Source organism: Mesorhizobium sp. M1B.F.Ca.ET.045.04.1.1 (assembly GCF_003952465.1).
Lineage (GTDB): Bacteria > Pseudomonadota > Alphaproteobacteria > Rhizobiales > Rhizobiaceae > Mesorhizobium > Mesorhizobium shonense.
Genome location: NZ_CP034448.1, coordinates 6,010,263 through 6,033,266, shown reverse-complemented (window position 1 = coordinate 6,033,266; position 23,004 = coordinate 6,010,263). Strand labels below are relative to the sequence as shown.

The following is a 23,004-nucleotide window of genomic DNA, read 5'->3' as shown; positions in this document are numbered from 1 at the left end:
GACCTGTCTCATCACTTTGGTGGCGACGATATGACGCCCTCATCGACTTCCGGCAAACGCCAGCATGTCGTCGACACTGCATATTCGCTGTTCAAGCGTGACGGCTTCCACGCCACCGGCGTCGACCGCATCATCGCCGAGGCCGACATCGCCAAGATGACGATGTACCGCCATTTCCCGGCGAAGGACGAGCTGATCGTCGCGGTGCTGGAGCATCGCGCGGCGCGCTTCGGACGCCGGCTCGACCGGCTGGCGGCGACGGCGGACACGGCGGCGGCGAAGATCGCGACGATCCTGGACTGGCACGAACGCTGGTTTCGCGATGCGGATTTCCACGGCTGCCTGTTCGCGCACGCGCTCGCCGAGTTCGGCGATCCCGACCATCCGGTGTTCAAGGCCGCGGTCCGCCAGAAGAACGGCTTGCGGGCGCGCATGCGCTTTATCCTGGAAAAAGAGCTGCCGCCGGAGCGGGCCGAGGAAGCCGCGGCGGCGTTGCTGATGCTGATCGAGGGCGCGACGCTGATGGCCCAGATGGGAGAGGCGGCCACCGCCATCGCCAACGCCCGCAGGGCGGCTACTGCCATCCTCGCCGGCGCGCGGGTGCCGCAATGAACGCGACCGTCGTTGGGCTCGCGCTGTTCGCGGCCATCCTGCATGCCAGCTGGAACGCCTTTCTGCGCACCGGAGCCGATCGGCTGTGGACGATTACCGTCATGAGCTTTTCGAGCGCTGCCGCGGCCGTTCCGTTGGCGCTTTTCCATTCGCTGCCGGCGGCGGCCGCCTGGCCTTATGTCGTGCTCTCGGCCGGCCTTCAGGTTGGCTACAGCGTATTCCTGGTCGCCGCCTACCGCTATGGCGAACTGGGGCAGGTATATCCGATCGTGCGCTGCAGCGTACCGCTGCTGGTCACGCTTGGCGGCTTCCTGCTCGCCGGTCAGCAGCTGACCGCGCCGGAGCTCGTCGGCGTCGCGCTGGTCGCCTGCGGCATCATGGCCCTGTCGCTCGGGCGCGGCAGGGCCTCAGCGACGTCGATCCTCTACGCGCTCGCCACCGGCGCGATCATCGCGGCTTACGCGACCGTCGATGCCATCGGCGTGCGAGCCGCCGGCGACAGCGTCGCCTATACCGCCTGGGTGCTGCTGATCTATAGCGTCTTGCTATCGGCGACCTTTCTTGCTTTGCACGGCAGGCTCGCCGTCGACCTTCGCGCACCCGAAACCTGGAAGGCATTGGGCGGCGGGCTGTTGGCGCTCCTGGCCTATGGCGCGGTGGTCGCTGCCTTCGCGCTGGGACCGGCGGGGCCGATCGCCGCGCTGCGCGAGACCAGCGTCGTCTTCGCTGCCTTCATCGGCCGGTTCTTCCTCGGCGAAGCGTTGACACCCCGACGTATCGGAGCCTGCGCCGTCGTCGCGCTCGGCGCGATCTGCCTCGGCTATCAGTCGTGACGGCGTCGGCTGCGGGATCGCGCCATCATCAAGTCCGCGCGCCCTGGCCGGAAAGATAGGCGCAGATCAGTTCGCCGAGTTGCTTGTGCAGCTCCGGCGCATCGAGCATGTTGCGGCGCGCCGCATTGTGGATCACGCCCTCGACGGCGGAGGAGAGCACGCGCGCCACGGTCTCGGTGTCCTTCAGGCGCCGGCGATATTGCGCGACGGCCGCCGCATAATGCTCGAGGTAGCGGGCCTGGAAAGAGGCATGCGCGGCGCGCGAGCCGCGGTCGCCCGGCGCCTCGTCGAGCAGCACCTGGTGCAGCGTCGGGTGGATGCTGTGCGCGGCGATCATGCCGCGCACCAGCTCGCGCGCGAACTGCCTGAGCGGCTTCTTCTCGGCCGCGGCTTCGCGGATGGCCGACAGCACATGGTCGAAGTGGCGGCGCCGGATCGCATCGACCAGAGCGAGCTTGTCGGGAAAGTACTGATAGAGCGAGCCGATGCTCACGCCCGCGGCCTCGGCCACCTTGTTGGTGCTGAAGCCCGCCCAGCCGATCTCGCTCAGAACGCGAGCACCTGCTTCAATGATCGCCTCTACGGTGGCGACCGAGCGCGCCTGGCGCGGCTCCTTGCGCATGCGTGGCGCTGGCTTTGCGATGCGAGTAGACATCCGGACCGGGTCTCCCGAGAATATAAACAAGATACTCACATTTATCTCGACTGCAAACGGAGCCCAAAGATGAGTGCCGCGACGCTGCTGCGCAGCCTGCTCGCCTACCAGGCCTGGGCCAATGACGAGCTCTTGGAAAAACTCGCCGGTCTCGACCCGCGCCGCAGTGGGGTGGAACACCGCGCCGCGTTGAGGCTGATGAACCACATCCATGTCGTGTCGCGGATATTTGCCGCGCACCTCACGGGCGTTGCGCACGGCTATGCGAGCGACAACACCGAGGAGACGCCGGAGCCGGCTGAGCTGCGCGCCGCCATGGCGGAAAGCGACCGCTGGTATCGCGACTATGTCGAAACCGTTTCGGGGCAACAGCTTGCGGAGCCGGTCGCCTTCATTTTCACCGACGGCGACAAGGGTTGCATGACCAGGCAGGAGATGCTGACCCATGTCGTCCTGCACGGCAGCTATCACCGCGGTGAGATCGGCCGGATGCTCGCCGCTATCACGGTCACGCCGCCTTGGGACACCTATGCCGTCCATCTGCATCAGGTGGAGCCTTCGCGTCGCCTGCACTGCGAGCCAGGGCCGCTCGATGCTTGATGCGATGGTTGCAAGAATGCGAGCAATAAGCTCATTTTCGAGCCGACAAAATTTCTCGCGGCTCTGGCTCTGTTCTGTTGCAACCTGACCTGTAGATCTTTGTGCTGGACAAGATGAAACCGTCCTCACACAGCTTCTTCTACATTATGAGCAGTGCGCTCACATTCAGCTCTCTGCCCGGCGCGAGCATGTCTGGATGATCGGGCGATAGAGAGCATTGGGAATGCTCGCAGATGCAGTTTCACTTCGACTGACAAAGATTCGCTGTCGTTTTTTGCGTCATTACCCTTGTCAGCGCGCCTTGCGTAACCAAAATTCAATAACTGAAAATCATTGTGTTGCTTCGCTGGCTAGATAGCCGCGAGTCAGATATGCATGAGCACGCCGGGTCACTCACGACCATCGGCAAAACGCAAGGGGCATCGCATGGCAAAGACGACAACCAAGGCGCCGGCGGCGAAAGCGCCGGCAAAGAAGCCGGCAGCTAAGGCTGCCGCGAAACCTGCAGTGAAGAAGGCAGCAGCACCCAAGGCAGCCGCCAAGGCTCCGGCCAAGGCCGCGGCAAAGCCCGCCGCCAAGAAGCCGGCCGCCAAGGCCGCGGCGAAGCCCGCCGCCAAGGCAGCAGCCAAGGCTCCGGCCAAGAAGCCGGCCGCCAAGGCCGCGGCGAAGCCCGCCGCCAAGGCTCCGATGAAAGCCGCCGCCGCCAAGTCGACGGCAGCTGTGAAGAAGGCGCCGGCAAAGAAGGCGCCTGCCAAGAAGTAATCGCGTAGCTTCGCGCGCGAACCGACAGGTGAGGGCGGGTGCCATTGAGGTGCCCCTCTCGCCAGTTCGGCGTGATAGCGGGCGAGGTTGGGGCGCACGCTCCTGAAGCTCCTGGAATTTTGCCATCCGGCAAACTTCCGGGAGCTTTTTTGTTGCGGCGGCAAGAGCAGATCGACACGATCGTTCCGATTGCCCGGCGAGGTTCCTGTTTTCGCTGCACCACGTCGAATCCGCGACAACCAAAGGAAGAGGCGATTGCTCATGGCTTTGGAGCTTACAGTTCGTCGGGCTAGCGACGACGAGGCGGACGCAGTGAGCCGGGTGATCGTGGCCGCTCTGCGGGAAACCAACGCCAGGGATTACGCGCCGGACATCATTGCCCGTGTGGAACAAAGCTTCAGCCCGTCGGCGATGCTGCAGTTCTTCAGGAAACGTCAGTCTTCGTCGCCATCGTCGGCAACCAGGTCGTAGGAACCGCGAGTCTGGACGGAGCAACGGTCCGCTCCGTTTTCGTCGATCCTGCATTTCAAAGCGGCGGCATCGGCAGGCGGCTGATGGCGGAGGTTGAGGAAGCGGCGTGGGCCGACGGCGTGAAAATCCTGACGGTGCCTTCCTCGGTGACCGCGGAACCGTTTTATTCTAAGCTCGGTTTTCGAGCGGTCCGCGACAGCTTCCATGGCGACGAGCGGACCATCATCATGGAGCGATCCCTGAGGTAGCGGTAGCGGGACCTGCCTGCTTGGCCAAGCTTCTGTCGGGCTGGCGGCAAGGTTTGGCGGCGCTGGCCGTTGCCGTGGCTAGGGCACTCGGTCAACAGTGCGCGCACACAACTGGGAAACCGATCATGCCGAAGCTGCTCTACGCCTCCTCGTCACCCTACAGCTCGAAGGTCCGCATGGCGGCCGCTTATGCCGGCATCACCGTCGACCTCGTGCCGGTCAAGACCGAGGACAAGCCGTCGGAGCTGATATCGGCCAATCCGCTGGGCAAGATCCCGGTGCTCGTGCTGGAGGACGGCCGCTCGATCCACGACAGCCGCGCCATCACCCAGCATCTCAACCGGCTATCGAAGAACGCGCTTTTCCCGCGCAATCCGGACAAGCGGCTCGAGGCCGAAGTGCTGGAGGCGCTGGCCGACGGCATCTGCGACTGCGCGCTGTCGATGGTCTATGAAAGGCGCATGCGCCCTGACACCATGGTCTATCAGCCCTGGCTCGACCGTCAGTGGGCGAAGATCACCACCGCGCTCGACCTTCTCAACGCCAATCCGCCGAAACTGCCGAAGAAGCTCACCGCCGGCCAGATGGCGTTGCGCGCCGCCCTCGGCTATCTCTCGCTGCGTTTCGGCGGGCAGTGGGAGAAGGGCCGAGGCCGGCTGACCCGCTGGGCCGCCCGCTTCGACGAGAAGTTTCCGGAGCTGAAGGGATGCGTGCCGGGGTGAGGGCTGCCATTCTCCCCCCTTGAGGGGGAGATGGCCGGCAGGCCAGAGGGGGTCGTCTCACGTAAATCGCCAACATCATCTCGCATCCAAAGGCGTCGGCGCTCCACGCGAGGTGACCCCCTCTGTCGCCTTCGGCGACATCTCCCCCTCAAGGGGGGAGATCAGCAGCTTGAACCGCCACCCCTTCCGTGCTTGCCTGTCCCCCCGCAAATCGCGGAGGCGGTGAGCATGGCAAAGTCAGTCACCAAAACCAGCACCGCACCCGACCCGATGGTCGAGCGTCTGCGCGCGGCGCTTGGCTCGCGCGCCTTCACCGAACAAAAGATGTTCGGCGGCACCTGCTTCATGATCAACGGCAACATGCTGATCGGCACTTCCAGGCGCGGCCTGCTGGTGCGTGTCGGCAAGGAGGCGCATGGCGAGGCCGCCGCCCGCCTCCATGCGAGTCCGATGGAAATGGGCGGGCGCTCGATGGAAGGCTATGTCCATGTCGCGCCGGAGGGCACCGCGACGGATGCCGATCTCCGGGGCTGGCTCGACCGCGCGCTGGCCTTCGTCGAGACGCTGCCGCCGAAGGTCAAATCGACAAAGGCCGCAAAGAAACGCGCATAAGCCGCTGGTCCGCCACCTTCTCGACTGTGATGTGTCAGTATTTGTCGAACTGGCCTTGAGGAACGTGCGGTCAGGGGGAGGGAGCAATGGCACTCGATGGACGTTGCATGTGCGGGGCCGTGACCTGGACCTATTCGGGCAATGTCACGCGCAATTTGGTCTGTCACTGTGCCGACTGTCAGCGGGCGACGTCCGCTCCCTTCACCGCCTTCCTGGGCATGAGGCCGGAGCAACTGAGATGGACCGGTGACATCAGGCACTATGAAAGCAGCCCGAATACCGTTCGCGGATTCTGCCCGTCCTGTGGCACGAGGCTCTATTTCCGTTCCGACAGATGGCCTCACGAGATCCACGTTCACGCCGCCACCATGGCGAATCCAGAAGACTACCTGCCGGACGCGCAGGTCTTCATGCCCTCGCGCGCGAAATGGCTCGATCGGCTGCCGTCGGTTCCTGCCCATGACGGTTTCCAGCAGGCCCCGGCAGATCTTCCAGTTGTCGAGCCGCTGAAGACTTAATGCATGTCGCCCAGGAGTGTGCAGCGGTTCTGGGGCAACGACATGCATCAAAACAAAGACTTAAAGCGCGTCGCCTGAATCCGTTTCAATGAGACGCGCTTTAAGAAAGATACAAAAAAAGCCGGGCGCGAGGCCCGGCTTTTCCGTGTCGTGGCTTGGACGACTTAGAACTTCATACCGACGCCGAAGGTGACGCGGTTGTCCTTCGACTTGACGTTGCCGAGGGCACCAAAATCCTTGTCGCCGTAGTCGGTGTAGCGGTACTCGACACGGCCGAACACGTTGTCCGTGATCTTGATGTCGGTGCCGACACCGGCCGTCCAGCCGAGCATCGCCTTGCTCTCGTCGGTGGAGGTGAAGCTATCCGTGATCTTCTGGTTCTTGGCGGCGAGACCGCCGGTGCCATAGAGCAGGATCTCGGGGGTGACGGAATAGCCGAGACGGGCGCGCAGCGAGCCTTCGAGGCCGCCCTTGGCCTCGATGCCGGCGCTGTCGCCCTTGACGCCATTGTAGCCGATATCGGCTTCAGCGCCGTAGACGAAGTTCTCCTGCTGCCATTGATAGCCGCCGAAGACGCCGCCGATGAAGCCCTTGGTCTTCACGTTGACGCCGGCGTCGCGGGCATCGGCATGGCCGCTGAAGCCGTAGCCGAGGCTGATACCGGCATAGGGGCCGGCCCAGGAGGCGACGGGAAGTTCGGCGACCGGGGCGGGTGCCGGCGGCTCTTCCGAAACCACGTCTGCGGCATAGGCTGTACCGCCGAGGGCGAAGAGCCCGAGCGCAACCGCCAGCGGCCGCGCAAACTTGAGATTGGCTTGCATTGTTGTTTACTCCTTAAGCCACAAGACACGAGGCTTTTTATGTTCATGAATGCCCCGGCCCGTCCGGGGGATAAACGGGCCTGGCGTTCAACGGTTCCAAATGTCGTGCTGAAATGCGGCTGAAGCTAACCTGAACTTGGGTCATTCCCCGGCGCGAATAAGGCCGAAAGGTGACGTTGCATCTTCGCAACAGCGAATGTCAGCAGGTTAATCATGTTGCGCTGCACACCGCTTGGTTCAAGGGGTCCGGCGACATATATTGCGCTATGAGACGCCCTGATTTTGGGCCGGCAAGCGTGCGTACGGGCCGCTTCGCCACATTCCTGCCCCAGGTGGAAATGGCATTTAACGCTTGGCCCGTCATATTGTGCCGGCTTCCCGGAATCGTGAAGCCGATTGAGGATTGACAACATGATTGAAGACGCTGGCGTGGCGCTGGTGACGGGTGGAGCGAGAAGGATCGGCAAGGCGATCGTTGAGGATCTGGCCGCGCACGGCTTTGCCGTCGCCATCCACGCCAACCGTTCTGGAGCCGAGGCCGAGACCCTGGCCAGCCGCATCGGGGAGAAGGGCGGCCGCGCCGCCGTGGTTGCCGCCGACCTCACCGACATGGACGCGGTCGGGGATCTCGTCGGCCGTTCCGAGGCCGCCCTTGGCCCGGTCACGCTGCTCGTCAACAATGCCTCTTTGTTCGTCGACGACCGTATCGAGGATCTCGACTGGCAGGCCTGGGACCGCCACTTCGCCATCCATGTGAAGACGCCGGCTCTGCTTGCGCAGAATTTTGCCCGTGCCTTGCCGGAAGGCGCCGACGGGCTGATCGTCAACATCATCGACCAGCGTGTCTGGCGGCCGACGCCGCGCTATTTCTCCTATGCGCTGTCGAAGTCGGCGCTGTGGACGCAGACCCAGATGCTGGCGCAGGCGCTGGGGCCCCGCATTCGCGTCAACGCCATCGGTCCCGGCCCGACGCTGAAGAACAAGCGCCAGGACGACGATGATTTCGGCAAGCAGGTCGAAGGCCTGATCCTGAAGCGCGGCCCGCAATTGCCGGAATTCGGCGCCACCATCCGCTATCTCTGGGAGGCGCGCTCCGTCACCGGCCAGATGATCGCGCTTGATGGCGGCCAGCATCTTGCATGGCAGACGCCCGATGTGACAGGCATGGTGGAATGAGTCCCACAGCCAAAAGAAACGGCGCCGCCGACGATTTGCCGCCCAATGTCGACCCCGATATCGACATTGAGGATGAAGCAGCGGAGGAGATCGTCGAGCCGGAAGCGGTTCCCACCGGTCCGGATGTCGCCTTCACCGCGATCGACTGGACGCCGCATGCCGGCGATGCCGACGGCATGGTCGGCGCCGAGGTGATCCAGACTTTCGTCAAGCGGCTGCCCAATCAGCCTGGCGTCTACCGCATGATGAATGCGGCCGGTGACGTGCTCTATGTCGGCAAGGCGCGCAGCCTGAAGAAGCGCGTCACCAACTATGCGCAGGGGCGCTTCCACACCGCCCGCATCGGCCGCATGGTGCGCGAGACGGCGACGATGGAGTTCGTCGTCACCCGCACCGAGATCGAGGCGCTGCTGCTCGAGGCCAACCTCATCAAGCGGCTGAGGCCCCGCTTCAACGTGCTGATGCGGGACGACAAATCGTTCCCTTACATTCTGCTCACCGGCGACCATGTCTCGCCCGGCATCTACAAGCATCGCGGCGCGCGCTCGCGCAAGGGCGACTATTTCGGTCCCTTCGCGTCGGCCGGAGCGGTCGGGCGCACCATCAATTCGCTGCAGCGCGCCTTCCTGTTGCGGAGCTGCACGGATTCCTTCTACGAGAACCGCACGCGGCCCTGCCTGCTCTATCAGATCAAGCGCTGCGCCGGCCCTTGCACCGGCGAGATCTCGCATCAGGGCTACGCCGGGCTGGTCGCCGAGGCGAAGGATTTTCTCTCCGGCCGCAGCCAGAAGGTGAAGACCGAGATTTCGGCCGCCATGCAGCAGGCCTCGGCAGAGCTCGATTTCGAGCGCGCCGCCATCTATCGCGATCGCCTGGCGGCGCTCTCGCATGTGCAGGCGCATCAGGGCATCAACCCGCAGACGGTCGAGGAGGCGGACGTCTTCGCCATCCACCAGGAAGGCGGCCAGACCTGCATCCAGGTCTTCTTCTTCCGCACCGGCCAAAACTGGGGCAACCGCGCTTATTTCCCCAAGGCCGATCCGGCGCTGGAGCCGGCAGAGGTGCTGGGCTCTTTCCTGGCGCAGTTCTACGACGACAAATTGCCGGCTCGGACGCTGCTTCTCTCTCAAGCGGTGCAGGAGCAGGAGCTGCTCGCCGAGGCGCTCTCCACCCGCGCCGGCCGCAGGGTAGCGATCTCGGTGCCGCAGCGCGGCGAGAAGAAGGATCTGACCGACCACGCGCTGCAGAACGCCCGCGAGGCGCTCGGCCGCAGGCTGGCGGAAACCTCGACCCAGGCGCGGCTGCTCACGGGCTTCGCCGAGACCTTTGGCCTGGCAAGGCCGCCGGTGCGCATCGAGGTCTACGACAACTCGCACATCATGGGCACGAATGCGGTTGGCGCCATGGTCGTCGCCGGGCCGGAAGGGTTCGTGAAGAACCAGTACCGGAAATTCAACATCCGCTCGACCGAGATCACGCCGGGCGACGATTTCGGAATGATGCGCGAGGTGATGGAGCGGCGTTTCTCGCGGCTGCTCAGGGAGCACGGCGACGCGCAGTCTCCGGATGAGGCCGGCGCGGGAGTCGAGGACGGTGCGGCCGATGACCTTGTCGGCGGAAACGGCAGCTTCCCGGCCTGGCCGGATGTCATCCTCATCGACGGCGGCCAGGGCCAGATGACGGCGGTGCGCAAGATCCTGTCCGATCTCGGCATCGAGGACCGCGTCGTGGCGATAGGCATCGCCAAAGGACCGGACCGCGACGCCGGGCGCGAGCGCTTCTTCGTCAAGGGCAGGGATTCCTTCATGCTGCCGGTGCGTGACCCGGTGCTCTATTTCGTCCAGCGCCTGCGCGACGAGGTGCACCGCTTCGCCATCGGGTCCCATCGCGCCCGCCGCAAGAAGGAGATGGTCAAGAGTCCGCTCGACGAGATCGCCGGCATCGGCCCCGGCCGCAAGCGGGCGCTGCTGCTGGCTTTCGGCACCGCCAAGGCCGTCAGCCGCGCCGGGGTCGAGGACCTGGTCAAGGTCGATGGGATTTCCGAGCATGTGGCGAAGCTGGTCTACAACCATTTTCATGACAGCTGACCATTCTTGCGCCTATTTTCAGGCGACCAATCGAATCTCGCCTGTTGACCCCCCACATTGGCTTCTGATTTGAGTACGCAGGCGGAGAAGAGTTCCCGATCAGACATGGCCCAGCGCGCTTTCAACCTGCCGAACATCCTCACCTACGCCCGCATCATCGCGGTGCCGCTGGTGGTGCTGTGCTTTTTCCTCGAAGGCCATCTGAAGTCGTCCGACTTCGCCCGCTGGTCGGCGCTGGTCATTTTCCTGCTCGCCTCCATCACCGACTATTTCGACGGCTATTTCGCGCGCGCCTGGCAGCAGACCTCCAACATCGGCAAGATGCTGGACCCGATCGCCGACAAGCTTCTGGTCGCGACCTGCCTGCTTTTGCTTGCCGCCGATACCGACCGCCATGCAGGCATCGCCGGCTGGTCGCTCTGGGCGGCGATCATCATCCTGTGCCGCGAGATCCTGGTCTCGGGGCTGCGCGAATATCTGGCCGCGCTGAAAGTGTCGGTACCGGTGACGCAGCTCGCCAAATGGAAGACCACCATCCAGATGGTCGCCATCGCCTTCCTGCTCGTCGGCCCTGCCGGCGACAAGATCTTCCCGCTCACCACCCAGATCGGCCTGGTGCTGCTGTGGATCGCGGCCCTCGTCACCCTCTACACCGGCTACGATTATTTCCGCGCCGGTCTCAAGCACATTATGGACGAGTAGGATGTCGACGAAACTCATCTATTTCGCCTGGGTACGCGAGCGGATCGGCAAGCCTGAAGAGGATGTCGAGCTGCCGGCCGGCATCGAGACCGTCGCCGACCTTTTGCGCTGGCTGAAGTCGCGCGGCGCAGAATACGAAAACGCGCTGCAATATCCGGACGTCATCCGCGTCGCCATCAACCAGGAACATGTCGGCCACCGCGAAAAAATCGCGGGCGCGCGCGAGATCGCGCTGTTTCCGCCGATGACCGGGGGGTGAGATGGCGGACGCCGTCGTGCCGGCCATCCGCGTCCAGCGCGAGGATTTCGACGTCGCCGCCGAGATCGCCGCCCTGACGAAGGGCCGCGCCGACATCGGCGCCGTGGTCACCTTCTCCGGCCTTTGCCGCGACGAAGAGGGCGCGCTCGTGGCGCTCGAGCTCGAGCATTATCCCGGCATGGCCGAGGCCGAGATCGGCCGCATCGCCGCCGAGGCAATTGCGCGCTGGCCGCTGCAGGGGCTCACCGTCATCCACCGCCATGGCAAGATCGCGCCCGGCGAGAACATCGTGCTGGTTGTGGCCGCCTCCGCGCACCGGCAGGCGGCCTTCGAGGCGGCGAATTTCCTGATGGATTACCTGAAGTCGCGCGCGCCCTTCTGGAAGAAGGAGCACCGTGCCGACGGCTCCAAGGGCGGCTGGGTCGAGGCCAAGGAAGCCGATGACGAAGCCGCAGACCGTTGGAAGGCATCAGACCGGTAAATTCCGGCCGCGGTCATTGATTGACCGCAATCCTTCCCGACCTTGCAAATCGGTTTGATTTGCTTGGCGGAGCAGGGTCATGCTGGACAGGATTGCGGAATTCTTCATCTTCGGCCTGGTGCCGCTGGTGGTCGGCGTGCTTGCCGTGCCGGAGCTCACCAATGCCGCCGAAAAGACGATTGCCGGCGAAGTGACCTATCGCGAGCGCATTGCGCTGCCGCCCGATGCGGTGCTTTCGGTCGAGCTCGCCGACGTTTCGCTGGCCGACGCGCCGGCGACGATCGTCGGCCAGCGCAAGATCGTGCCGGCCGGCCAGGTGCCGATCAAATTCGAGATCAGCTTCGACCCCACCGCAATCAAGCCCGGCAGGACCTATGCGCTGCAGGCCCGCATTACCGTCGACGGCCGGCTGCTGTTCACCACCGACACGCGCCATCAGGTCGATCCGCTGGATGGCAAGCTGCAAATCCTCGTGCTGAAGATGGCCGCGCCCGCCACCGAACCAGATACCGCGGCGCTCTACGGCCAAAGCTGGCTCATAGAGTATATCGACGGCATCGGTGTCATCGCCGAACCGCAGGCGACGTTCCGTGTCAGCGAAGCTGGCAAGGCGGGCGGCAAGGGCCCGTGCAACACCTACTTCGCCACCGCCACGGTGGAAGGGAACAAGATCGCCATCGGCGACATCGGCTCGACCAAGATGGCCTGCGCGCCGGATGTGATGGCGCAGGAGCGGGCGCTGTTCAACGCGCTCGGCAAGGCGGCGTCGTACCATGTCGACGCCGGCAAGCTCCTCATCGCCGACAAGGACGACCGCGTGATCCTGCGCTTCAACGCCGCGAGCTGAGGTCTCGACGGACGCTTGAGGCGTCCGCGCGAAGAATCGCGAAGCAGCGTCTCGCGTCGGCATCGGGAATAATCCGCACCGCAGAGGCGTTGACTTTCCCATAAGGCGGGCAGGCAAAAGGGACGATGTCCCTTCACTGAAGCCGCCAGACCGAATGCGCGGCTCGATCTGGCCACTCAAAGGAGACCAGATATGAAAAAACACGCGCTCATCCTTGCCGCCGCCGGTGTATCGCTGATTGCCTTCGCCGGCTTTGCCAGGGCGGACGATCACCTGTTCAATGCCACCCTGCATGGCCTAAGCCCCGACGGCCAGCCTTTCCAGACCAACAAGGCCGGCCACAGCGGCGATCTCGCGCCTGGGCAGGGCAGTCCGTTCACCGGCGAGGAGACCAAGACACCGGCCACCGACACCGACGCGGCGAACGATCATGCGAATGTGAAAGAGCGCCAAGCGAAATAACATCGGCCCGCCGCGGGGGGCGGCGGGTTTTCTTGCTGCGGAGCGGGCTGTCGTGAGACAGCTAGCGCGGAGCGGTTCCTGGCATCGAACAGTCGAACGTCACGGTCCCCGGTCTTGCATAGGAAGCGAACTTGGGTCGCGCCGGCTGGCCGGCGATCTCGAGAAGCAGCTTCCGGCGGATCGCGACTTCGAACATGGCGAGATCGTCGATTCCGATCACGAATGCGTCCGGTCCGCCTATCACGCAATGCTCGTAGTAGAGCGACAGATACTGCCCGCCGAAGGATTGAAAACCATTGGAGCCGGCGCCCGGCAGCGACACCGGCAGGCCGTTGATGGTGGTACCCAGGCCTGTCAGCATATCCCGTATCGGCCCGACCGGCGGACCGGCATTGTTCGGGCCATCGCCGGATATGTCGATCACCCGGCGCCCGGCCGCAGCTTGGCTATGCGCCAACAGGCCGGCCGCCGCCAGCAGGCCGCCCGAGATCGACGTGCCAGCCTCCGCGGCGATCGGCTTCGTGGCGAGGGCGTCTGCAAAGCGCTTGGCTTGCTCCGGACTGCCGAGGATTGTCCATGGCAGGAGGACGGTCTGATGCCCCGGCCCGGCCCACTCAAGATAAGAGACCGCGATCGCGCCATACATGCCCGATCCAATCGCCCTTGCAATGTCGGGATGACGAAATGCGCTGACGTAGCCATCGCGCTGGATCTGCTGCTCGCGAAGACTCATCGAGGAAGATACGTCGACGGCGAGGACAAGTTCGAGATCGACGCCGCTCTTTTCGAGCCCTGAGGCCGCCAATTGCGAGCAGGGGATACTGGCGAGGACTGCCAATGCCAAAGGACAAGATCCTGGCGGCCGTGGTCGCGGGATGGGTGTATTTTTCCGGCCAAACATCTTCGCCATCCGGCACAGCCCGCCGCTCGGGCGCGATATCGGCTATTCGGATGGGAAATATGCGTTGGCAGATGGTTGCGCGCTTCACCTGAACGGGTGAGGGCGGTCAATGCCGTGACGGCGTGCGCAAGCGCGCGAGCAACGCCGTGAGCTCGGCCTGGCGGTGCGTTCCCGTTTTGGCGAGGATCGCCCTAAGCTGGGTTCGGGCCGTCTCACGCCCAATCGCCAGTCGCGCGCTTGCTGCCTCGATGCCGTCGCCTGTGGTAAGGCTGGACGCCAGCCGCGCCTCGGCCGCCGTGAGATGGAAAGCCTGGCGCAGCAACCGCGCCGATGGCGACTGTTGGCCGACAAGATCAGTGAAGCAAAGCAGAAAATCGCCTCCATTGAACAGATCGCGCACGAAGGACGTCATCGGCACGACCTCGGCCAAAAGCCAGAATGATCCGTCCCGGGCGACGACTTCCGGCTCTGCCAGAAACGTTTCATCCTGCGCGCATGCAACGGCAGCCTGAATCATCCTTTGAAGACGTGAATCGCTCTCGCGATCTGTCGCGTGGATGCGACCATGCCGGACCACGATGCCGGAACCAAACAAGCTGCCGGCGTGCTCGTTGCAACGCCTCAGCCAGCCACGGCTATCGAGCAGTGCTGCGGCGCAGTTGAACTGGTCGAGCACGGCCAGTGCCGGGTCGAGCGAAACATCCCAGATATTCTCGGCCAGACTAATGATGCGGGCCAGGTCCGGCGCCACGCGCAGGAACTGATCGGCCTCGGACATGTCAAAAGGACACCCCTTTTTGGCATCGCGGTACATCGACAGCACCCATTTGCGTCGCCTGACCGGGAAGACGACTGCGGCCCACAATTCGCGATGCCCCGGACGCGCTGTCTCCTGATAATAGGGCAGGAACCTTCTTTCCTCCGGCGTGGAGATTTCGTCTTCAACGGTGAAGCAGGGCACCGGTTTCGGCAGCCGCGGCTCCCTTTCCGGATGCGGGTCGGGCGCGTCTCGAGCGTTCTCGACCCAGAGCTCCGTGAATTCAGCGTGCTCCAGCGAGTCCGGCGTCGGTTTGGTTCGGTTGCGTTGGTCGCTGCGGAACGGATGCGCGTTGTCGTGGGTGCGGATAGCGCAACTCGTCACGCCCAGGGAATCGGCCAGGTTTTGCAAGGCCCGCGGCCACCGCCCGAAGTCGAAAGCGGCGTCGTAGCAATCTCCGATCGCTGACGCGATGTCCCGGCTGGCAGCCATTCGAATTGCCCCTTCGTTATGGATGGCCTACCAATGGCCTATATTAGCACGAGCTTGCGGACACGAAAATCGGAAGCAAATGAGATGTCGCCGCGGCTGGATTCGGATCGCGAGGCTTTTGGCGAGTAGGTGATAAAACAGCCTTGTGCCGTCGCAGTTATGACTTCGCGGTTTTGATCGACCTGGCACATTCTATCCGATCGATTGACCCGAATCCCGGAAGCACCTAGTTTTCCCTCGCAAAAATGGGGATGGGGTTCCCCCGAAACCGCCCACGCTCTTCCGAGTACCGGGCTGATGACTCCTGCCAGGCGTGCTTTCGCGCGGCGGGGTCTGTTTTTTCCGCTCGCGACATGCCTGTCTTCTGCGACGCGATTCCTGCGCGGAATCGCCTTTGGAAAGGCATTGAAGCGATGACCCTTGCGGCTTGCGCCCTGGTCCTGATCGGCGGATTTTGCGGCGGCATTTCCCGCTTCTTCCTGTCGGGCCTTGTCGGCCGCAGCGTCGGCGAGACTTTTCCCTGGGGCACGCTGGCGGTCAACGTCTCCGGCGCGCTCGCCATCGGCGCCTTCGCCGGCGCGGCGCGGGCGGTCGGCGGTGTCTTCTCCGCCGAGTTGGTGCGCGACCTGATCGTGGTCGGCCTGTTCGGCGGCTACACCACGGTCTCGTCCTTCTGCCTGCAGACACTGAACCTGGCACTGGATGGCGAAAGGCGGCTCGCCGTCTTCAACGCCGCCGCCTCGGCGGCGCTTTGCATGCTTGCCGTTGCGCTCGGCTTTTGGGCTGTCCTGCGGATGGCGGGGTAGGGCGTCATGTCAGGAAACGACAGGCAGACAGAGTTCCGCCTCTATCTCTCGGTCGGCTGCGGTGCGGCAATCGGCTCGCTGGTGCGCTTTCTCTCAGCCTATGTAATCGTCTCGCTGCTGGGCTTGAGCGCGCTTTACGCCACTGCCTTCGTCAACGTGGTCGGCTCCTTTGTGATCATGCTCTTCGCCACGCTGACCCGGCCGGACGGACGCCTGATGGTCGGCCCGGTCGGCCGCCAGTTCGTCACCGGCGGCTTCTGCGGCGGCCTCACCACCTTCTCGGCCATGAGCCTCGACACCTTCATCCTGCTTTTCGAGGGCGACCTCGGCCTCGCCGCGACCTATCTTGTCAGTGTGGTGGTGCTGTCGCTTGCTTCGGCCTGGCTCGGCTATCTCATGGCGGCCAGGTTCAACCGCTTGCCGATCACCAGGTGATCAGGGAGGAGAACATGGAACTTCCCAGCCAATGCGTGCTGCTCAGGATCTTCTTTGGCGAGGACGACAGGGCGGCCGACGGCACGCCGCTGCACGAGGCGATCGTCATCAAGGCACGCGAAACCGGCATGGCGGGCGCGACCGTGCTCAGGGGGCCGCTCGGATTCGGCCGTTCGAGCGTGCTCCATACCGCCAAGATCCTGCGGCTGTCGCAGGACCTGCCCATCGTCGTCGAGATCGTCGATGCGCCGGAGAAGATCGATGCGCTGATCCCTCAGATCAAGGCGCTGACCAACAGCTGCCTGATTACCAGGGAGAAGGTCGAGGTTATCCGCTACGGCGACGGGGATTGAACCCGACTGACCATTCGGTCAGCCATGGCGAAGACGGCGACCGATCGTGTCTTCGTCGAAAATGCCGGCCGAAAACAGCCTCATGGCCTGGACCGCCAGCTCCGATGCCTCCTGGCTGCCGGGGATAATGCCCCGCTCTTCGCAGACCTGGTCATAGATACGCTTCAACAAGACGAGATCGTCCGGATACGCAACGCCGCTTTTGGAAACATGGTGACTGGTCATGCTTCCCTCCTACTCACGGGCGGAAGCGCGATGGTCGCTCACAGCCGGCGACGCCCTTGTCATCTGTCGCCGATCAGCTTCACGTAGGGCGCCTTTGCCTGCCCGCCCAGTCCATTGCGACAAAAAAGGCGGCCCGAGGCCGCCTTCATTGCAAAGCCGAAACTTCCGGCTCAGCCGACGATTTCGGTGTCGGAGAACCAGTAGCGGATCTCCTGCGCGGCTGTTTCCGGCGCGTCCGAGCCGTGCACCGAATTCTCGCCGATCGACAGCGCATGCACCTTGCGGATGGTGCCCTCGGCGGCGTTGGCCGGGTTGGTGGCGCCCATCACATCGCGGTTCTTGGCAATGGCGTTTTCGCCCTCTAGCACCTGCACGATTGTCGGGCCCGACGACATGAATTCGACCAGCTCGCCGAAGAACGGGCGATCCTTGTGGACGGCGTAGAAGCCTTCGGCCTCGCGGCGGCTCATCCACACGCGGCGGGACGCGATGACGCGCAGGCCCGCGTCTTCCAGCATCTTGGTGATGGCGCCGGTCAGATTGCGCTTGGTCGCGTCGGGCTTGATCATGGAGAAGGTGCGTTCGATCGCCATTGGGTCGTCCTTGTTCTGGGAATGGAAATTGGAGTGGCGGGCTCTATACAAGCCGCTTGGCGGCTTGCCAAGGGGAGGCGGCTTGCCTCGCCTGCTCTGGCCAAAGCGTGCTCGTTGCGCGACAATGCAGCGCTTGCACGCGCAAGCCAAAAGCGATCCCGCCAGGGACCCGGAGGCAGACAATGAACTGGCCTCACCTCAGACCAGGTGACATCACCGGCGTTCTGTTCGTGGTCGTCCTTGTTGGTATCGTCGTCCTTCTGCTGCTGCTTTTTCGCGGCCTGAAGCGGAACGAGAATTTCGGTTTCGGCCCGGAATGGCAGTGCACGCAGATGGAGCAGGGCGATCCGATCTGCGTCAGGCTGGTCGACAACGATACGCCAAACAAGGATGCGCCAAGATAGATGCTAAAGCTCGACCTCTATGGTCAATGCCGCTATGTCGCCGGCCTTCAGCCCTTCACGCTGTCGCACCGAGGCTTTGACCGGTAGAAGCAGGCTGCCCGACGCCTTGTCGGGGAAGAGCGATGTGCTCCATCTTGTCTTACCGATGACGGCCGTCACGCCGAGCGAGCCCCAGGGCCGCGCCAACCCCGCCATCGCCGCCTTGATCCGCGCCGCGAACTCGGGCGGCAGCGTCACGAAATGCCAACCGCCCTTGCCGGGATAGACCCAGATCTCGGCCTGCATCTCATAACGCAGCATCACGATCCTGCCGCTCGCGGCCTCCTGATGCATGTCGCCCAAAAGTGCGTAGCGGTTTTAGAAGAACGACATGCATCAAAAGCAAAGACTTCCGTCACGCCGCCGCCGCAACCTGCCGGCCGATCCCGCCATGCAGGTCGAGGCAGCGCTCGAACCATTGGGACACGCTGTCGCTATCGTCGAGCAGCCGGTAGGGCGAGGCGACGCGCGCCCATTGCAGCGCGCCGAAGACGATGTAATCGGCAAACAGCGGCGAGGCTCCCCCGATGAAGGGCTGGTAGGTGAACATCGAGCGCAGCGGCTCCAGCGAGGCGCGGAAGCCGGCGAGCCCTCCGTCGCGGCCGGCCACCACCTCTTCCAGCCGCTTGCCGTAGCGCTGTTCGCGGTTCTCGCGGAAATAGGCGGCGTTCGTCTCATCCTGCATGGCGTTGAGATCGGTGAGCGCCACCGTGGCGATGTAAGGATGGATGGTGAGCTGCGACCAGCGCTCGATGAAGCGCGCCGTCGCCTTGCCGCCTTCGCCGGAAAACAGCGTCGGCCGCTCGGGATAGGCCTCGTCGAGATAAAGCGCGATGGCGAAGGAGTCGGCTATGACGCGATCGCCGTCGCGGATCACCGGCACCGTCTTCGACACGCCGTCTTCCACCTTGGGCACTTCCAGGAAGCGCGTCGGCACCTTGGTGGCGTCGAGCCCCTTGTGGGCCAACGCCATCTTGGTCTTCCAGCAATGCGGACTGAACGGGCGCTGGGCGTCGTGGCCGACGAGGTCATAGAACAGAATGGTCATTGTCGTTCCTGCGGGTTACGAAGAGCCGGGATTCGTTGCGAACCGGATGGAAGAATGAAACAGCATTTCATGATGTTTGCGGCCTACAATCAATGGGCCAATGCGCGCATCTACGATGCCGCTGCCGATCTCAGCGACGAGGAATTCAATCGCGATACCGGCGCCTTCTTCGGCTCTATGATGGGAACGCTCAACCATATCCTGACCGCCGACCGTATCTGGATGAAGCGTTTCACTGGCGAGGGACACGCACCGTCGTCACTTGACGCCGTTCTTTACAAGGCGTTGCAACCTTTGCGCACCGCGCGCGAGGCGGAGGACAAACGGATCATGGACTGGGTCGGCGGCATGAGCGAGAAGGCGCTCGCCGGCCGCTTCTCCTACATGACACTTTCCGACATGCGCACCGTCTCGCAGCGGCTGGCGCCGGCGCTCAGCCATTTCTTCAATCATCAGACCCATCACCGCGGCCAGGCGCATATGTGCCTCACCGTGCTAGGCCGGCCTTCCGTGCCGCTCGACCTGATGCTGTTCCAGCGCGCCGAGGAAGGCCGCGCCTACGCTTGAGGTTGCGCCGCGGCGATGCTGGTCGCGCCTCGCCTCAGCTAAAGCGCGTCGCGCTGAAACGGATTCAGGCGACGCGCTTTAGGTCTTTGTTTTATGCATGTCGTTTTCGCAAAAACCGCTGCGCACTTTTGCGCGACATGCATTACTGTTAATCAAACTCAAACATTAAGGAAAAGTCGTATTGCATTTTAGAACAACGAATTTTTCCCTGGAAAATAGGGAACCCTGACCGGTTCCATTCGTATTCCCTCGTTCCCCCCTCGCACAGGCATGCGCACGGGCACAGTGCTCCGGCGATGCGGTGCGCAAAAGTATGGCAACGAAGGAGAATGCCATGAATGGTATCGTTGAGAAAATCGCCGGCATATTGGTCGGCGGCATCGCCATTCTCGCCGTGCCGGCGAATGCTGCTGGAATTGGTGTCGGCGCATCCACCGGCGGCGGCATCAGCACCGGTCTTGGCGGCTCGACCGGTCTCGGCACCGGCCTTGGCAGCAAAATCGGTGGCGTCGGCGTGGGCAGCTCGGGCGGTTTGAACACCGGCGCGGAAACCTCGATCGGCGGTTCAACCGGTCTCGACATCGGCTTTGGCATCGATATCGGCGGCGTCGGTTCGGGTAGCTCCGGCGGCTTGAACACCGGCGCAGGGACCTCGATTGGCGGCACCGCTGGCACCGGCACTTCGTTCGGTGCGACGGGTGGCGTCGGCGGTGCCACCGTAGGCGGCTCTGGCGGCTTCAACGCCGGCACGGGCGCTTCGGTTGGCGGCTCCATGGGCGCCACCACCGGTCCCGACGCCTTGTTTGGTGGAGTGGATGGCCTCGGCGCCGGCCGATAAAGCAATTTAAGCAAAGCGCCCGAGCGGAGGGAGAAGGTTCAGAGTCGAGAAAGCCGCCGGCGGGCGCCACGCCTCTGGTCCTTGGCTGCTGGTTAACCAAGCTTGCACTGAAGCTAATGTATTAGGACTTCGTTTGTGCTCGCGCTGCACAATGAGTGAGTTGCAGTGGGAGCAATGACATGCGCATCGATTTGTCTGCCACCAGTTGGGGCAGGGTCGCGCTGGTCACCGTCGCCGGCACGGCTTTCTTCATTGCGGCTGCTTTCTTTGTCGATTCCTTCAACTTTCCCTCGCTGTCGCCCGATGCCCTGCTTTGGGCCAAGCTCACCGACCTGTTCCTGCCGCTTGTGCTTGGCGGCTCCTTCCTGTTCTTCCTGATGTGGAAGATGCGCCAGCTGGCGATCGCCCAGAAGGAGCTCAGCATCGTCGCCGCGACCGACAGCCTGACGGCGGTCTTCAATCGCGGCGCCTTCTCGATGCTGGTCGAAGCCTATCTCGAGCAGGCCCGCAGCCATGTAGTCGCCGATGCCGGCGCGCTGCTGATCGTCGACGCCGATCATTTCAAGTCGATCAACGACCGTCTTGGCCACGATTGCGGCGACCAGGCGCTGAAGCTGATCGCCACGACGATCCAGGGCCAGCTCCACGGCGCCGACATCGTCGGACGCATCGGCGGCGAGGAATTCGCGGTCTTTCTTCCGGGCGCCGACGCGACGCGCTCCTTTCTGGTCGCGGAGACGATCAGGCTGCGTATCCGCGAGGCCGAGTTCGCGCCCGGCGGGCAGTCATGCCCGCTCTCGGTCAGCATCGGCGGCATCGCCTTCAGCGGGCCCACCACCTATCACGACATGTTCAAGGTCGCCGACAGGCATCTCTACAAGGCGAAGTCGAACGGACGCGACCAGGTGAGCTTCGAAAGCCTGCGTGGCGTACGGTCGGACGACGTCGCCGGCACGTTCCATTGATCGGCTCCTCGCGGCAGAGACCTGGCCTGCATCACCGGTGGTTGCGGTTGAGCAGCGGCCTGTACCGGCGGATCAGCTGGCGCTCGACGTCGATATACGGCCTGATCAGGCCGGCTGCCGTCAATGTCGGCTCAGGCTGATGCACGACTGCCGTCAGCATGCCATGCGCGGTCAGCAGGCCCAGCCACTTCAACGCTTCCCATTTCGGCGTTGTTCCGCCGCGTCCGGCCAAGCTCCGGTTGATGTAGCCTGGATAGGAGAGCAGGCGCTTGCCCGCCGATGAGCCGCAAGTGCCGATCCTGACCGGCTTGCCGTCGGCAGTGATCCAGGCATAGACGGCCTCGCTGAACTCGCACGCCTTCTGGTCCGTGATCGTGACGCGGATCGACGTTTTGTCCCGGGCGAGCCTCATTTCCGCCGCCGGCTTGAACTGGTCGCGATCGAGAAACATTCGCCCCCGCAGTATGTCGGCAAACCTGCATGGGGAGCGCAAATGTTCTGTGCGATGTTTCACGCAACGGGCGGTTCTGTGCGATGTTTCACGTACCGGCCTGTTCCATGCGATGTTTCACGCAGCGCCGGAAAAGTTTCCGGCGGAGGCAGCGGCATGCAGTCGGAAGGTCAGGTTGAACGAAAAAACCCGCCCGAGAGTCGTCCCAGGCGGGTTTTGTCAGGGCCTCTGTCGGCCGTGCCGGCCGGCTGATTTCAGCCTGCGAGGCCGCTATGGCCGCGCGCGGCTGGTTTCACCGAGACGATCGGCTGGTCCGCCGGCCACAGGATGCCGGCGGTCACCGCGAAGGTGATCAGCGCGTCGCGCGCCGATTCGGCGGAGATGTCTCCGGCCCGCGCGGCTTCGCAAGCCTTCGCCGCGGCGCCGTAGCTCAGCCGCCGGCGCGACGGCGGGAACTCGGTCAGGAACTCGTGCATGCCTGACAGCGAGGCGATCATGCGCTTATGGCCGGCGCCGACACTGACCGCGACCGGGGTGAAGAACATCCTGTCGTGCATTTCGACCTCTCGAATTGGAGCAGAGAACGGGCTGCCAGCCTCGGTCTTGGGTAGGACGCCACACAACGCGCCTTGCGGCGGGAGGTTCCGTCGTTGGAGATCTTTTCCGCCTGCCTCCCGGAGGGCAGACGTTATGGGCCGGAGCCGGCTGTGATTGTCGCTTCCGTCGGAGGTTGCGGGATCTGGTAGTGCGCCGACAGCACCAGCAGGAGGATCGCGACCCCTGCGATCAATGCCGCGACAATGTTGACGAAGAGCTGGCCGGCCAACTCGCCGAGCCGTTGCCGCCAACTCATCGCCGATGGGATCAAGCGCATTTTCCACCTGTTCTCATGGGTGTTTCGAGGCCCGCGTCACGCTTCGGTGACCGCGCTCCGAGCTTGCCCTCACCAGCCTCTGTGGAGGCCGCAGCTCCAGACCCTCTTCACGACCAGGCGATGATGATGCCAGCGCTTGTGCACCCTGACCATGCAGTCGCGATTGTGGCGATGGCTGCGCCAGTCGCGCATCTCATATCGGCCTCTGTAGCGCCAGCTGTCGTCGCGCATATGATGACGGCGCCAATAGTAGCCGTCATTATACCTGCCCATGCCGTCATCGGTGGTGATGGTCAGGCTCGTAGCCTGTGTCGGAACCGTCACTGGCGCCAAGCTAGCCACGCCCAGGATGGCGGCGAGAATGAGATTCTTCATAACTGCCTCCTTG

36 protein-coding genes and 1 riboswitch are annotated in these 23,004 nt (G+C 63.7%); of the genes, 24 read left to right on the top strand and 12 right to left on the bottom strand.

Going from position 1 to position 23,004, the window contains the following annotated elements; translation table 11 throughout:
• Positions 1-30: 30 nt before the first annotated feature.
• Together EJ071_RS30110 and EJ071_RS30105 are read left to right on the top strand one after the other, a co-directional pair.
• Positions 31-612, top strand: a complete 582-nt coding sequence (locus tag EJ071_RS30110) for a TetR/AcrR family transcriptional regulator (RefSeq protein ID WP_126101096.1) — start codon at positions 31-33, stop codon at positions 610-612.
• Positions 609-1,445, top strand: coding sequence for a DMT family transporter (locus EJ071_RS30105; RefSeq protein WP_126101095.1), 837 nt, complete (start codon positions 609-611; stop codon positions 1,443-1,445). Before EJ071_RS30110 ends, EJ071_RS30105 begins: the two co-directional genes overlap by 4 nt.
• Positions 1,446-1,473: 28 nt before the next feature.
• Here the strand turns inward: EJ071_RS30105 and EJ071_RS30100 are convergent, their stop codons facing one another.
• Positions 1,474-2,100: a TetR/AcrR family transcriptional regulator gene (locus EJ071_RS30100; RefSeq protein WP_348628117.1), complete on the bottom strand. Its 627-nt coding sequence runs from the start codon at positions 2,098-2,100 to the stop codon at positions 1,474-1,476.
• Between the two features lie 69 nt (positions 2,101-2,169).
• Between EJ071_RS30100 and EJ071_RS30095 the strand changes: the two genes are divergently transcribed.
• The 7 genes from EJ071_RS30095 (at position 2,170) to EJ071_RS30065 (ending at position 6,033) form a co-directional block, all read left to right on the top strand.
• Entirely contained in the window at positions 2,170-2,700 is a 531-nt protein-coding gene (locus tag EJ071_RS30095) for a DinB family protein (RefSeq protein ID WP_126101094.1), read from the top strand.
• A gap of 426 nt (positions 2,701-3,126) precedes the next feature.
• Entirely contained in the window at positions 3,127-3,462 is a 336-nt protein-coding gene (locus EJ071_RS38825) for a hypothetical protein (protein ID WP_189521295.1), read from the top strand.
• Positions 3,463-3,723: 261 nt separating this feature from the next.
• Positions 3,724-3,933, top strand: coding sequence for a hypothetical protein (locus tag EJ071_RS39735; RefSeq protein WP_245460031.1), 210 nt, complete (start codon positions 3,724-3,726; stop codon positions 3,931-3,933).
• Entirely contained in the window at positions 3,912-4,181 is a 270-nt protein-coding gene (locus EJ071_RS39730; RefSeq protein ID WP_348628164.1) for a GNAT family N-acetyltransferase, read from the top strand. Before EJ071_RS39735 ends, EJ071_RS39730 begins: the two co-directional genes overlap by 22 nt.
• Before the next feature lie 125 nt (positions 4,182-4,306).
• Entirely contained in the window at positions 4,307-4,903 is a 597-nt protein-coding gene (locus tag EJ071_RS30075; RefSeq protein WP_126101093.1) for a glutathione S-transferase family protein, read from the top strand.
• Positions 4,904-5,131: 228 nt separating this feature from the next.
• Positions 5,132-5,515 carry a TfoX/Sxy family protein gene (locus tag EJ071_RS30070; protein ID WP_126101092.1) on the top strand — a complete coding sequence of 128 codons (384 nt, stop codon included), beginning with the start codon at positions 5,132-5,134 and terminating at the stop codon, positions 5,513-5,515.
• An 86-nt stretch (positions 5,516-5,601) separates the two neighbouring features.
• Positions 5,602-6,033, top strand: a complete 432-nt coding sequence (locus EJ071_RS30065; protein ID WP_126101091.1) for a GFA family protein — start codon at positions 5,602-5,604, stop codon at positions 6,031-6,033.
• A gap of 164 nt (positions 6,034-6,197) precedes the next feature.
• Here EJ071_RS30065 and EJ071_RS30060 read toward each other — a convergent pair whose 3' ends face one another.
• Positions 6,198-6,854 (bottom strand): outer membrane protein, encoded by a 657-nt coding sequence (locus tag EJ071_RS30060; RefSeq protein ID WP_126101090.1) that lies wholly within the window; start codon positions 6,852-6,854, stop codon positions 6,198-6,200.
• A 411-nt stretch (positions 6,855-7,265) separates the two neighbouring features.
• Here EJ071_RS30060 and EJ071_RS30055 point away from each other — a divergent pair, with 411 nt between their 5' ends.
• From EJ071_RS30055 to EJ071_RS30025, 7 genes are all read left to right on the top strand, one after another.
• Positions 7,266-8,030, top strand: a complete 765-nt coding sequence (locus tag EJ071_RS30055) for an SDR family oxidoreductase (protein ID WP_126101089.1) — start codon at positions 7,266-7,268, stop codon at positions 8,028-8,030.
• Entirely contained in the window at positions 8,027-10,117 is a 2,091-nt protein-coding gene (gene uvrC, locus EJ071_RS30050) for an excinuclease ABC subunit UvrC (RefSeq protein WP_126101088.1), read from the top strand. The genes EJ071_RS30055 and uvrC overlap by 4 nt, the downstream gene beginning before the upstream one ends.
• Before the next feature lie 105 nt (positions 10,118-10,222).
• Complete coding sequence (gene pgsA, locus EJ071_RS30045) at positions 10,223-10,819, top strand: CDP-diacylglycerol--glycerol-3-phosphate 3-phosphatidyltransferase (protein ID WP_059186210.1); 597 nt, start codon at positions 10,223-10,225, stop codon at positions 10,817-10,819.
• Position 10,820: 1 nt separating this feature from the next.
• On the top strand, positions 10,821-11,078 hold the full coding sequence (moaD, locus tag EJ071_RS30040; RefSeq protein WP_126101087.1) for a molybdopterin converting factor subunit 1: 258 nt from the start codon (positions 10,821-10,823) through the stop codon (positions 11,076-11,078).
• Position 11,079: 1 nt separating this feature from the next.
• Entirely contained in the window at positions 11,080-11,559 is a 480-nt protein-coding gene (locus EJ071_RS30035) for a molybdenum cofactor biosynthesis protein MoaE (RefSeq protein ID WP_126101086.1), read from the top strand.
• A 79-nt stretch (positions 11,560-11,638) separates the two neighbouring features.
• Positions 11,639-12,406 carry a YbaY family lipoprotein gene (locus EJ071_RS30030; protein ID WP_126101085.1) on the top strand — a complete coding sequence of 256 codons (768 nt, stop codon included), beginning with the start codon at positions 11,639-11,641 and terminating at the stop codon, positions 12,404-12,406.
• 192 nt (positions 12,407-12,598) lie between these two features.
• Positions 12,599-12,868, top strand: coding sequence for a hypothetical protein (locus EJ071_RS30025; RefSeq protein WP_126101084.1), 270 nt, complete (start codon positions 12,599-12,601; stop codon positions 12,866-12,868).
• Positions 12,869-12,929: 61 nt separating this feature from the next.
• Here EJ071_RS30025 and EJ071_RS30020 read toward each other — a convergent pair whose 3' ends face one another.
• Positions 12,930-13,712, bottom strand: coding sequence for a DUF1194 domain-containing protein (locus EJ071_RS30020; protein ID WP_189521294.1), 783 nt, complete (start codon positions 13,710-13,712; stop codon positions 12,930-12,932).
• On the opposite strand from EJ071_RS30020, the gene EJ071_RS38820 reads away from it, so the two are divergent.
• Entirely contained in the window at positions 13,706-13,861 is a 156-nt protein-coding gene (locus EJ071_RS38820; RefSeq protein ID WP_189521293.1) for a hypothetical protein, read from the top strand. The two genes, EJ071_RS30020 and EJ071_RS38820, sit on opposite strands and share 7 nt — an antisense overlap.
• A 14-nt stretch (positions 13,862-13,875) precedes the next feature.
• On the opposite strand, the gene EJ071_RS30015 is transcribed toward EJ071_RS38820, so the two are convergent.
• On the bottom strand, positions 13,876-15,018 hold the full coding sequence (locus tag EJ071_RS30015) for a helix-turn-helix transcriptional regulator (protein ID WP_126101082.1): 1,143 nt from the start codon (positions 15,016-15,018) through the stop codon (positions 13,876-13,878).
• A 238-nt stretch (positions 15,019-15,256) separates the two neighbouring features.
• A riboswitch (Fluoride riboswitch) is annotated at positions 15,257-15,332 on the top strand.
• Positions 15,333-15,431: 99 nt separating this feature from the next.
• Between EJ071_RS30015 and crcB (EJ071_RS30010) the strand changes: the two genes are divergently transcribed.
• Genes crcB (EJ071_RS30010) through EJ071_RS30000 form a run of 3 tightly spaced genes read left to right on the top strand, consistent with a single transcriptional unit; the run spans position 15,432 to position 16,612 of the window.
• Complete coding sequence (gene crcB / locus EJ071_RS30010) at positions 15,432-15,824, top strand: fluoride efflux transporter CrcB (protein WP_126101081.1); 393 nt, start codon at positions 15,432-15,434, stop codon at positions 15,822-15,824.
• Positions 15,825-15,830: 6 nt separating this feature from the next.
• Entirely contained in the window at positions 15,831-16,259 is a 429-nt protein-coding gene (gene crcB, locus EJ071_RS30005) for a fluoride efflux transporter CrcB (protein WP_126101080.1), read from the top strand.
• 14 nt (positions 16,260-16,273) lie between these two features.
• Entirely contained in the window at positions 16,274-16,612 is a 339-nt protein-coding gene (locus EJ071_RS30000) for a DUF190 domain-containing protein (protein ID WP_126101079.1), read from the top strand.
• 18 nt (positions 16,613-16,630) lie between these two features.
• Here EJ071_RS30000 and EJ071_RS29995 read toward each other — a convergent pair whose 3' ends face one another.
• Together EJ071_RS29995 and ndk are read right to left on the bottom strand one after the other, a co-directional pair.
• Positions 16,631-16,837 carry a hypothetical protein gene (locus EJ071_RS29995; RefSeq protein ID WP_126101078.1) on the bottom strand — a complete coding sequence of 69 codons (207 nt, stop codon included), beginning with the start codon at positions 16,835-16,837 and terminating at the stop codon, positions 16,631-16,633.
• A gap of 170 nt (positions 16,838-17,007) precedes the next feature.
• A complete protein-coding gene (gene ndk, locus EJ071_RS29990) occupies positions 17,008-17,430 on the bottom strand; it encodes a nucleoside-diphosphate kinase (RefSeq protein ID WP_095808731.1) in 423 nt (140 codons plus the stop codon).
• 182 nt (positions 17,431-17,612) lie between these two features.
• On the opposite strand from ndk, the gene EJ071_RS29985 reads away from it, so the two are divergent.
• The gene (locus EJ071_RS29985; RefSeq protein WP_126101077.1) at positions 17,613-17,834 is read left to right on the top strand and encodes a hypothetical protein; all 222 of its coding nucleotides are present in this window, start codon (positions 17,613-17,615) and stop codon (positions 17,832-17,834) included.
• 3 nt (positions 17,835-17,837) lie between these two features.
• On the opposite strand, the gene EJ071_RS29980 is transcribed toward EJ071_RS29985, so the two are convergent.
• On the bottom strand, positions 17,838-18,167 hold the full coding sequence (locus EJ071_RS29980; protein ID WP_245460030.1) for a DUF1905 domain-containing protein: 330 nt from the start codon (positions 18,165-18,167) through the stop codon (positions 17,838-17,840).
• 61 nt (positions 18,168-18,228) lie between these two features.
• On the bottom strand, positions 18,229-18,921 hold the full coding sequence (locus EJ071_RS29975; protein WP_126101076.1) for a glutathione S-transferase family protein: 693 nt from the start codon (positions 18,919-18,921) through the stop codon (positions 18,229-18,231).
• A 54-nt stretch (positions 18,922-18,975) separates the two neighbouring features.
• Here EJ071_RS29975 and EJ071_RS29970 point away from each other — a divergent pair, with 54 nt between their 5' ends.
• The 3 genes from EJ071_RS29970 (at position 18,976) to EJ071_RS29960 (ending at position 21,291) form a co-directional block, all read left to right on the top strand.
• On the top strand, positions 18,976-19,488 hold the full coding sequence (locus tag EJ071_RS29970; RefSeq protein ID WP_126101075.1) for a DinB family protein: 513 nt from the start codon (positions 18,976-18,978) through the stop codon (positions 19,486-19,488).
• Between the two features lie 334 nt (positions 19,489-19,822).
• Positions 19,823-20,326 (top strand): hypothetical protein, encoded by a 504-nt coding sequence (locus EJ071_RS29965; protein ID WP_126101074.1) that lies wholly within the window; start codon positions 19,823-19,825, stop codon positions 20,324-20,326.
• A gap of 179 nt (positions 20,327-20,505) precedes the next feature.
• Positions 20,506-21,291: a GGDEF domain-containing protein gene (locus EJ071_RS29960; protein ID WP_126101073.1), complete on the top strand. Its 786-nt coding sequence runs from the start codon at positions 20,506-20,508 to the stop codon at positions 21,289-21,291.
• Positions 21,292-21,322: 31 nt separating this feature from the next.
• Here the strand turns inward: EJ071_RS29960 and EJ071_RS29955 are convergent, their stop codons facing one another.
• The 4 genes from EJ071_RS29955 to EJ071_RS29940 form a co-directional block, all read right to left on the bottom strand.
• Complete coding sequence (locus EJ071_RS29955) at positions 21,323-21,742, bottom strand: hypothetical protein (protein WP_126101072.1); 420 nt, start codon at positions 21,740-21,742, stop codon at positions 21,323-21,325.
• Positions 21,743-21,996: 254 nt separating this feature from the next.
• Positions 21,997-22,299, bottom strand: coding sequence for a DUF982 domain-containing protein (locus EJ071_RS29950; protein WP_126101071.1), 303 nt, complete (start codon positions 22,297-22,299; stop codon positions 21,997-21,999).
• 131 nt (positions 22,300-22,430) lie between these two features.
• Positions 22,431-22,616, bottom strand: coding sequence for a hypothetical protein (locus EJ071_RS29945; RefSeq protein WP_126101070.1), 186 nt, complete (start codon positions 22,614-22,616; stop codon positions 22,431-22,433).
• Positions 22,617-22,685: 69 nt separating this feature from the next.
• On the bottom strand, positions 22,686-22,991 hold the full coding sequence (locus EJ071_RS29940) for a hypothetical protein (protein ID WP_126101069.1): 306 nt from the start codon (positions 22,989-22,991) through the stop codon (positions 22,686-22,688).
• Between the last annotated feature and the right edge of the window lie 13 nt (positions 22,992-23,004).

Coding starts and splice junctions, on each gene's coding strand:
- EJ071_RS29960 (WP_126101073.1), top strand. CDS start 20,506: ATGCGCATCGATTTGTCTGCCACCAGTTGGGGCAGGGTCGCGCTGGTC.
- EJ071_RS39735 (WP_245460031.1), top strand. CDS start 3,724: ATGGCTTTGGAGCTTACAGTTCGTCGGGCTAGCGACGACGAGGCGGAC.
- EJ071_RS29950 (WP_126101071.1), bottom strand. CDS start 22,299: ATGCACGACAGGATGTTCTTCACCCCGGTCGCGGTCAGTGTCGGCGCC.
- EJ071_RS30065 (WP_126101091.1), top strand. CDS start 5,602: ATGGCACTCGATGGACGTTGCATGTGCGGGGCCGTGACCTGGACCTAT.
- crcB (WP_126101081.1), top strand. CDS start 15,432: ATGACCCTTGCGGCTTGCGCCCTGGTCCTGATCGGCGGATTTTGCGGC.
- moaD (WP_126101087.1), top strand. CDS start 10,821: ATGTCGACGAAACTCATCTATTTCGCCTGGGTACGCGAGCGGATCGGC.
- uvrC (WP_126101088.1), top strand. CDS start 8,027: ATGAGTCCCACAGCCAAAAGAAACGGCGCCGCCGACGATTTGCCGCCC.
- pgsA (WP_059186210.1), top strand. CDS start 10,223: ATGGCCCAGCGCGCTTTCAACCTGCCGAACATCCTCACCTACGCCCGC.
- EJ071_RS30000 (WP_126101079.1), top strand. CDS start 16,274: ATGGAACTTCCCAGCCAATGCGTGCTGCTCAGGATCTTCTTTGGCGAG.
- EJ071_RS30100 (WP_348628117.1), bottom strand. CDS start 2,100: ATGTCTACTCGCATCGCAAAGCCAGCGCCACGCATGCGCAAGGAGCCG.
- EJ071_RS38825 (WP_189521295.1), top strand. CDS start 3,127: ATGGCAAAGACGACAACCAAGGCGCCGGCGGCGAAAGCGCCGGCAAAG.
- EJ071_RS29985 (WP_126101077.1), top strand. CDS start 17,613: ATGAACTGGCCTCACCTCAGACCAGGTGACATCACCGGCGTTCTGTTC.
- EJ071_RS30060 (WP_126101090.1), bottom strand. CDS start 6,854: ATGCAAGCCAATCTCAAGTTTGCGCGGCCGCTGGCGGTTGCGCTCGGG.
- EJ071_RS29945 (WP_126101070.1), bottom strand. CDS start 22,616: ATGCGCTTGATCCCATCGGCGATGAGTTGGCGGCAACGGCTCGGCGAG.
- EJ071_RS29995 (WP_126101078.1), bottom strand. CDS start 16,837: ATGACCAGTCACCATGTTTCCAAAAGCGGCGTTGCGTATCCGGACGAT.
- EJ071_RS30105 (WP_126101095.1), top strand. CDS start 609: ATGAACGCGACCGTCGTTGGGCTCGCGCTGTTCGCGGCCATCCTGCAT.
- EJ071_RS30070 (WP_126101092.1), top strand. CDS start 5,132: ATGGCAAAGTCAGTCACCAAAACCAGCACCGCACCCGACCCGATGGTC.
- EJ071_RS30075 (WP_126101093.1), top strand. CDS start 4,307: ATGCCGAAGCTGCTCTACGCCTCCTCGTCACCCTACAGCTCGAAGGTC.
- EJ071_RS29940 (WP_126101069.1), bottom strand. CDS start 22,991: ATGAAGAATCTCATTCTCGCCGCCATCCTGGGCGTGGCTAGCTTGGCG.
- ndk (WP_095808731.1), bottom strand. CDS start 17,430: ATGGCGATCGAACGCACCTTCTCCATGATCAAGCCCGACGCGACCAAG.
- EJ071_RS29975 (WP_126101076.1), bottom strand. CDS start 18,921: ATGACCATTCTGTTCTATGACCTCGTCGGCCACGACGCCCAGCGCCCG.
- EJ071_RS29970 (WP_126101075.1), top strand. CDS start 18,976: ATGAAACAGCATTTCATGATGTTTGCGGCCTACAATCAATGGGCCAAT.
- crcB (WP_126101080.1), top strand. CDS start 15,831: ATGTCAGGAAACGACAGGCAGACAGAGTTCCGCCTCTATCTCTCGGTC.
- EJ071_RS30095 (WP_126101094.1), top strand. CDS start 2,170: ATGAGTGCCGCGACGCTGCTGCGCAGCCTGCTCGCCTACCAGGCCTGG.
- EJ071_RS29955 (WP_126101072.1), bottom strand. CDS start 21,742: ATGTTTCTCGATCGCGACCAGTTCAAGCCGGCGGCGGAAATGAGGCTC.
- EJ071_RS38820 (WP_189521293.1), top strand. CDS start 13,706: ATGCCAAAGGACAAGATCCTGGCGGCCGTGGTCGCGGGATGGGTGTAT.
- EJ071_RS30035 (WP_126101086.1), top strand. CDS start 11,080: ATGGCGGACGCCGTCGTGCCGGCCATCCGCGTCCAGCGCGAGGATTTC.
- EJ071_RS30055 (WP_126101089.1), top strand. CDS start 7,266: ATGATTGAAGACGCTGGCGTGGCGCTGGTGACGGGTGGAGCGAGAAGG.
- EJ071_RS30110 (WP_126101096.1), top strand. CDS start 31: ATGACGCCCTCATCGACTTCCGGCAAACGCCAGCATGTCGTCGACACT.
- EJ071_RS30030 (WP_126101085.1), top strand. CDS start 11,639: ATGCTGGACAGGATTGCGGAATTCTTCATCTTCGGCCTGGTGCCGCTG.
- EJ071_RS30015 (WP_126101082.1), bottom strand. CDS start 15,018: ATGGCTGCCAGCCGGGACATCGCGTCAGCGATCGGAGATTGCTACGAC.
- EJ071_RS29980 (WP_245460030.1), bottom strand. CDS start 18,167: ATGCATCAGGAGGCCGCGAGCGGCAGGATCGTGATGCTGCGTTATGAG.
- EJ071_RS29965 (WP_126101074.1), top strand. CDS start 19,823: ATGAATGGTATCGTTGAGAAAATCGCCGGCATATTGGTCGGCGGCATC.
- EJ071_RS30025 (WP_126101084.1), top strand. CDS start 12,599: ATGAAAAAACACGCGCTCATCCTTGCCGCCGCCGGTGTATCGCTGATT.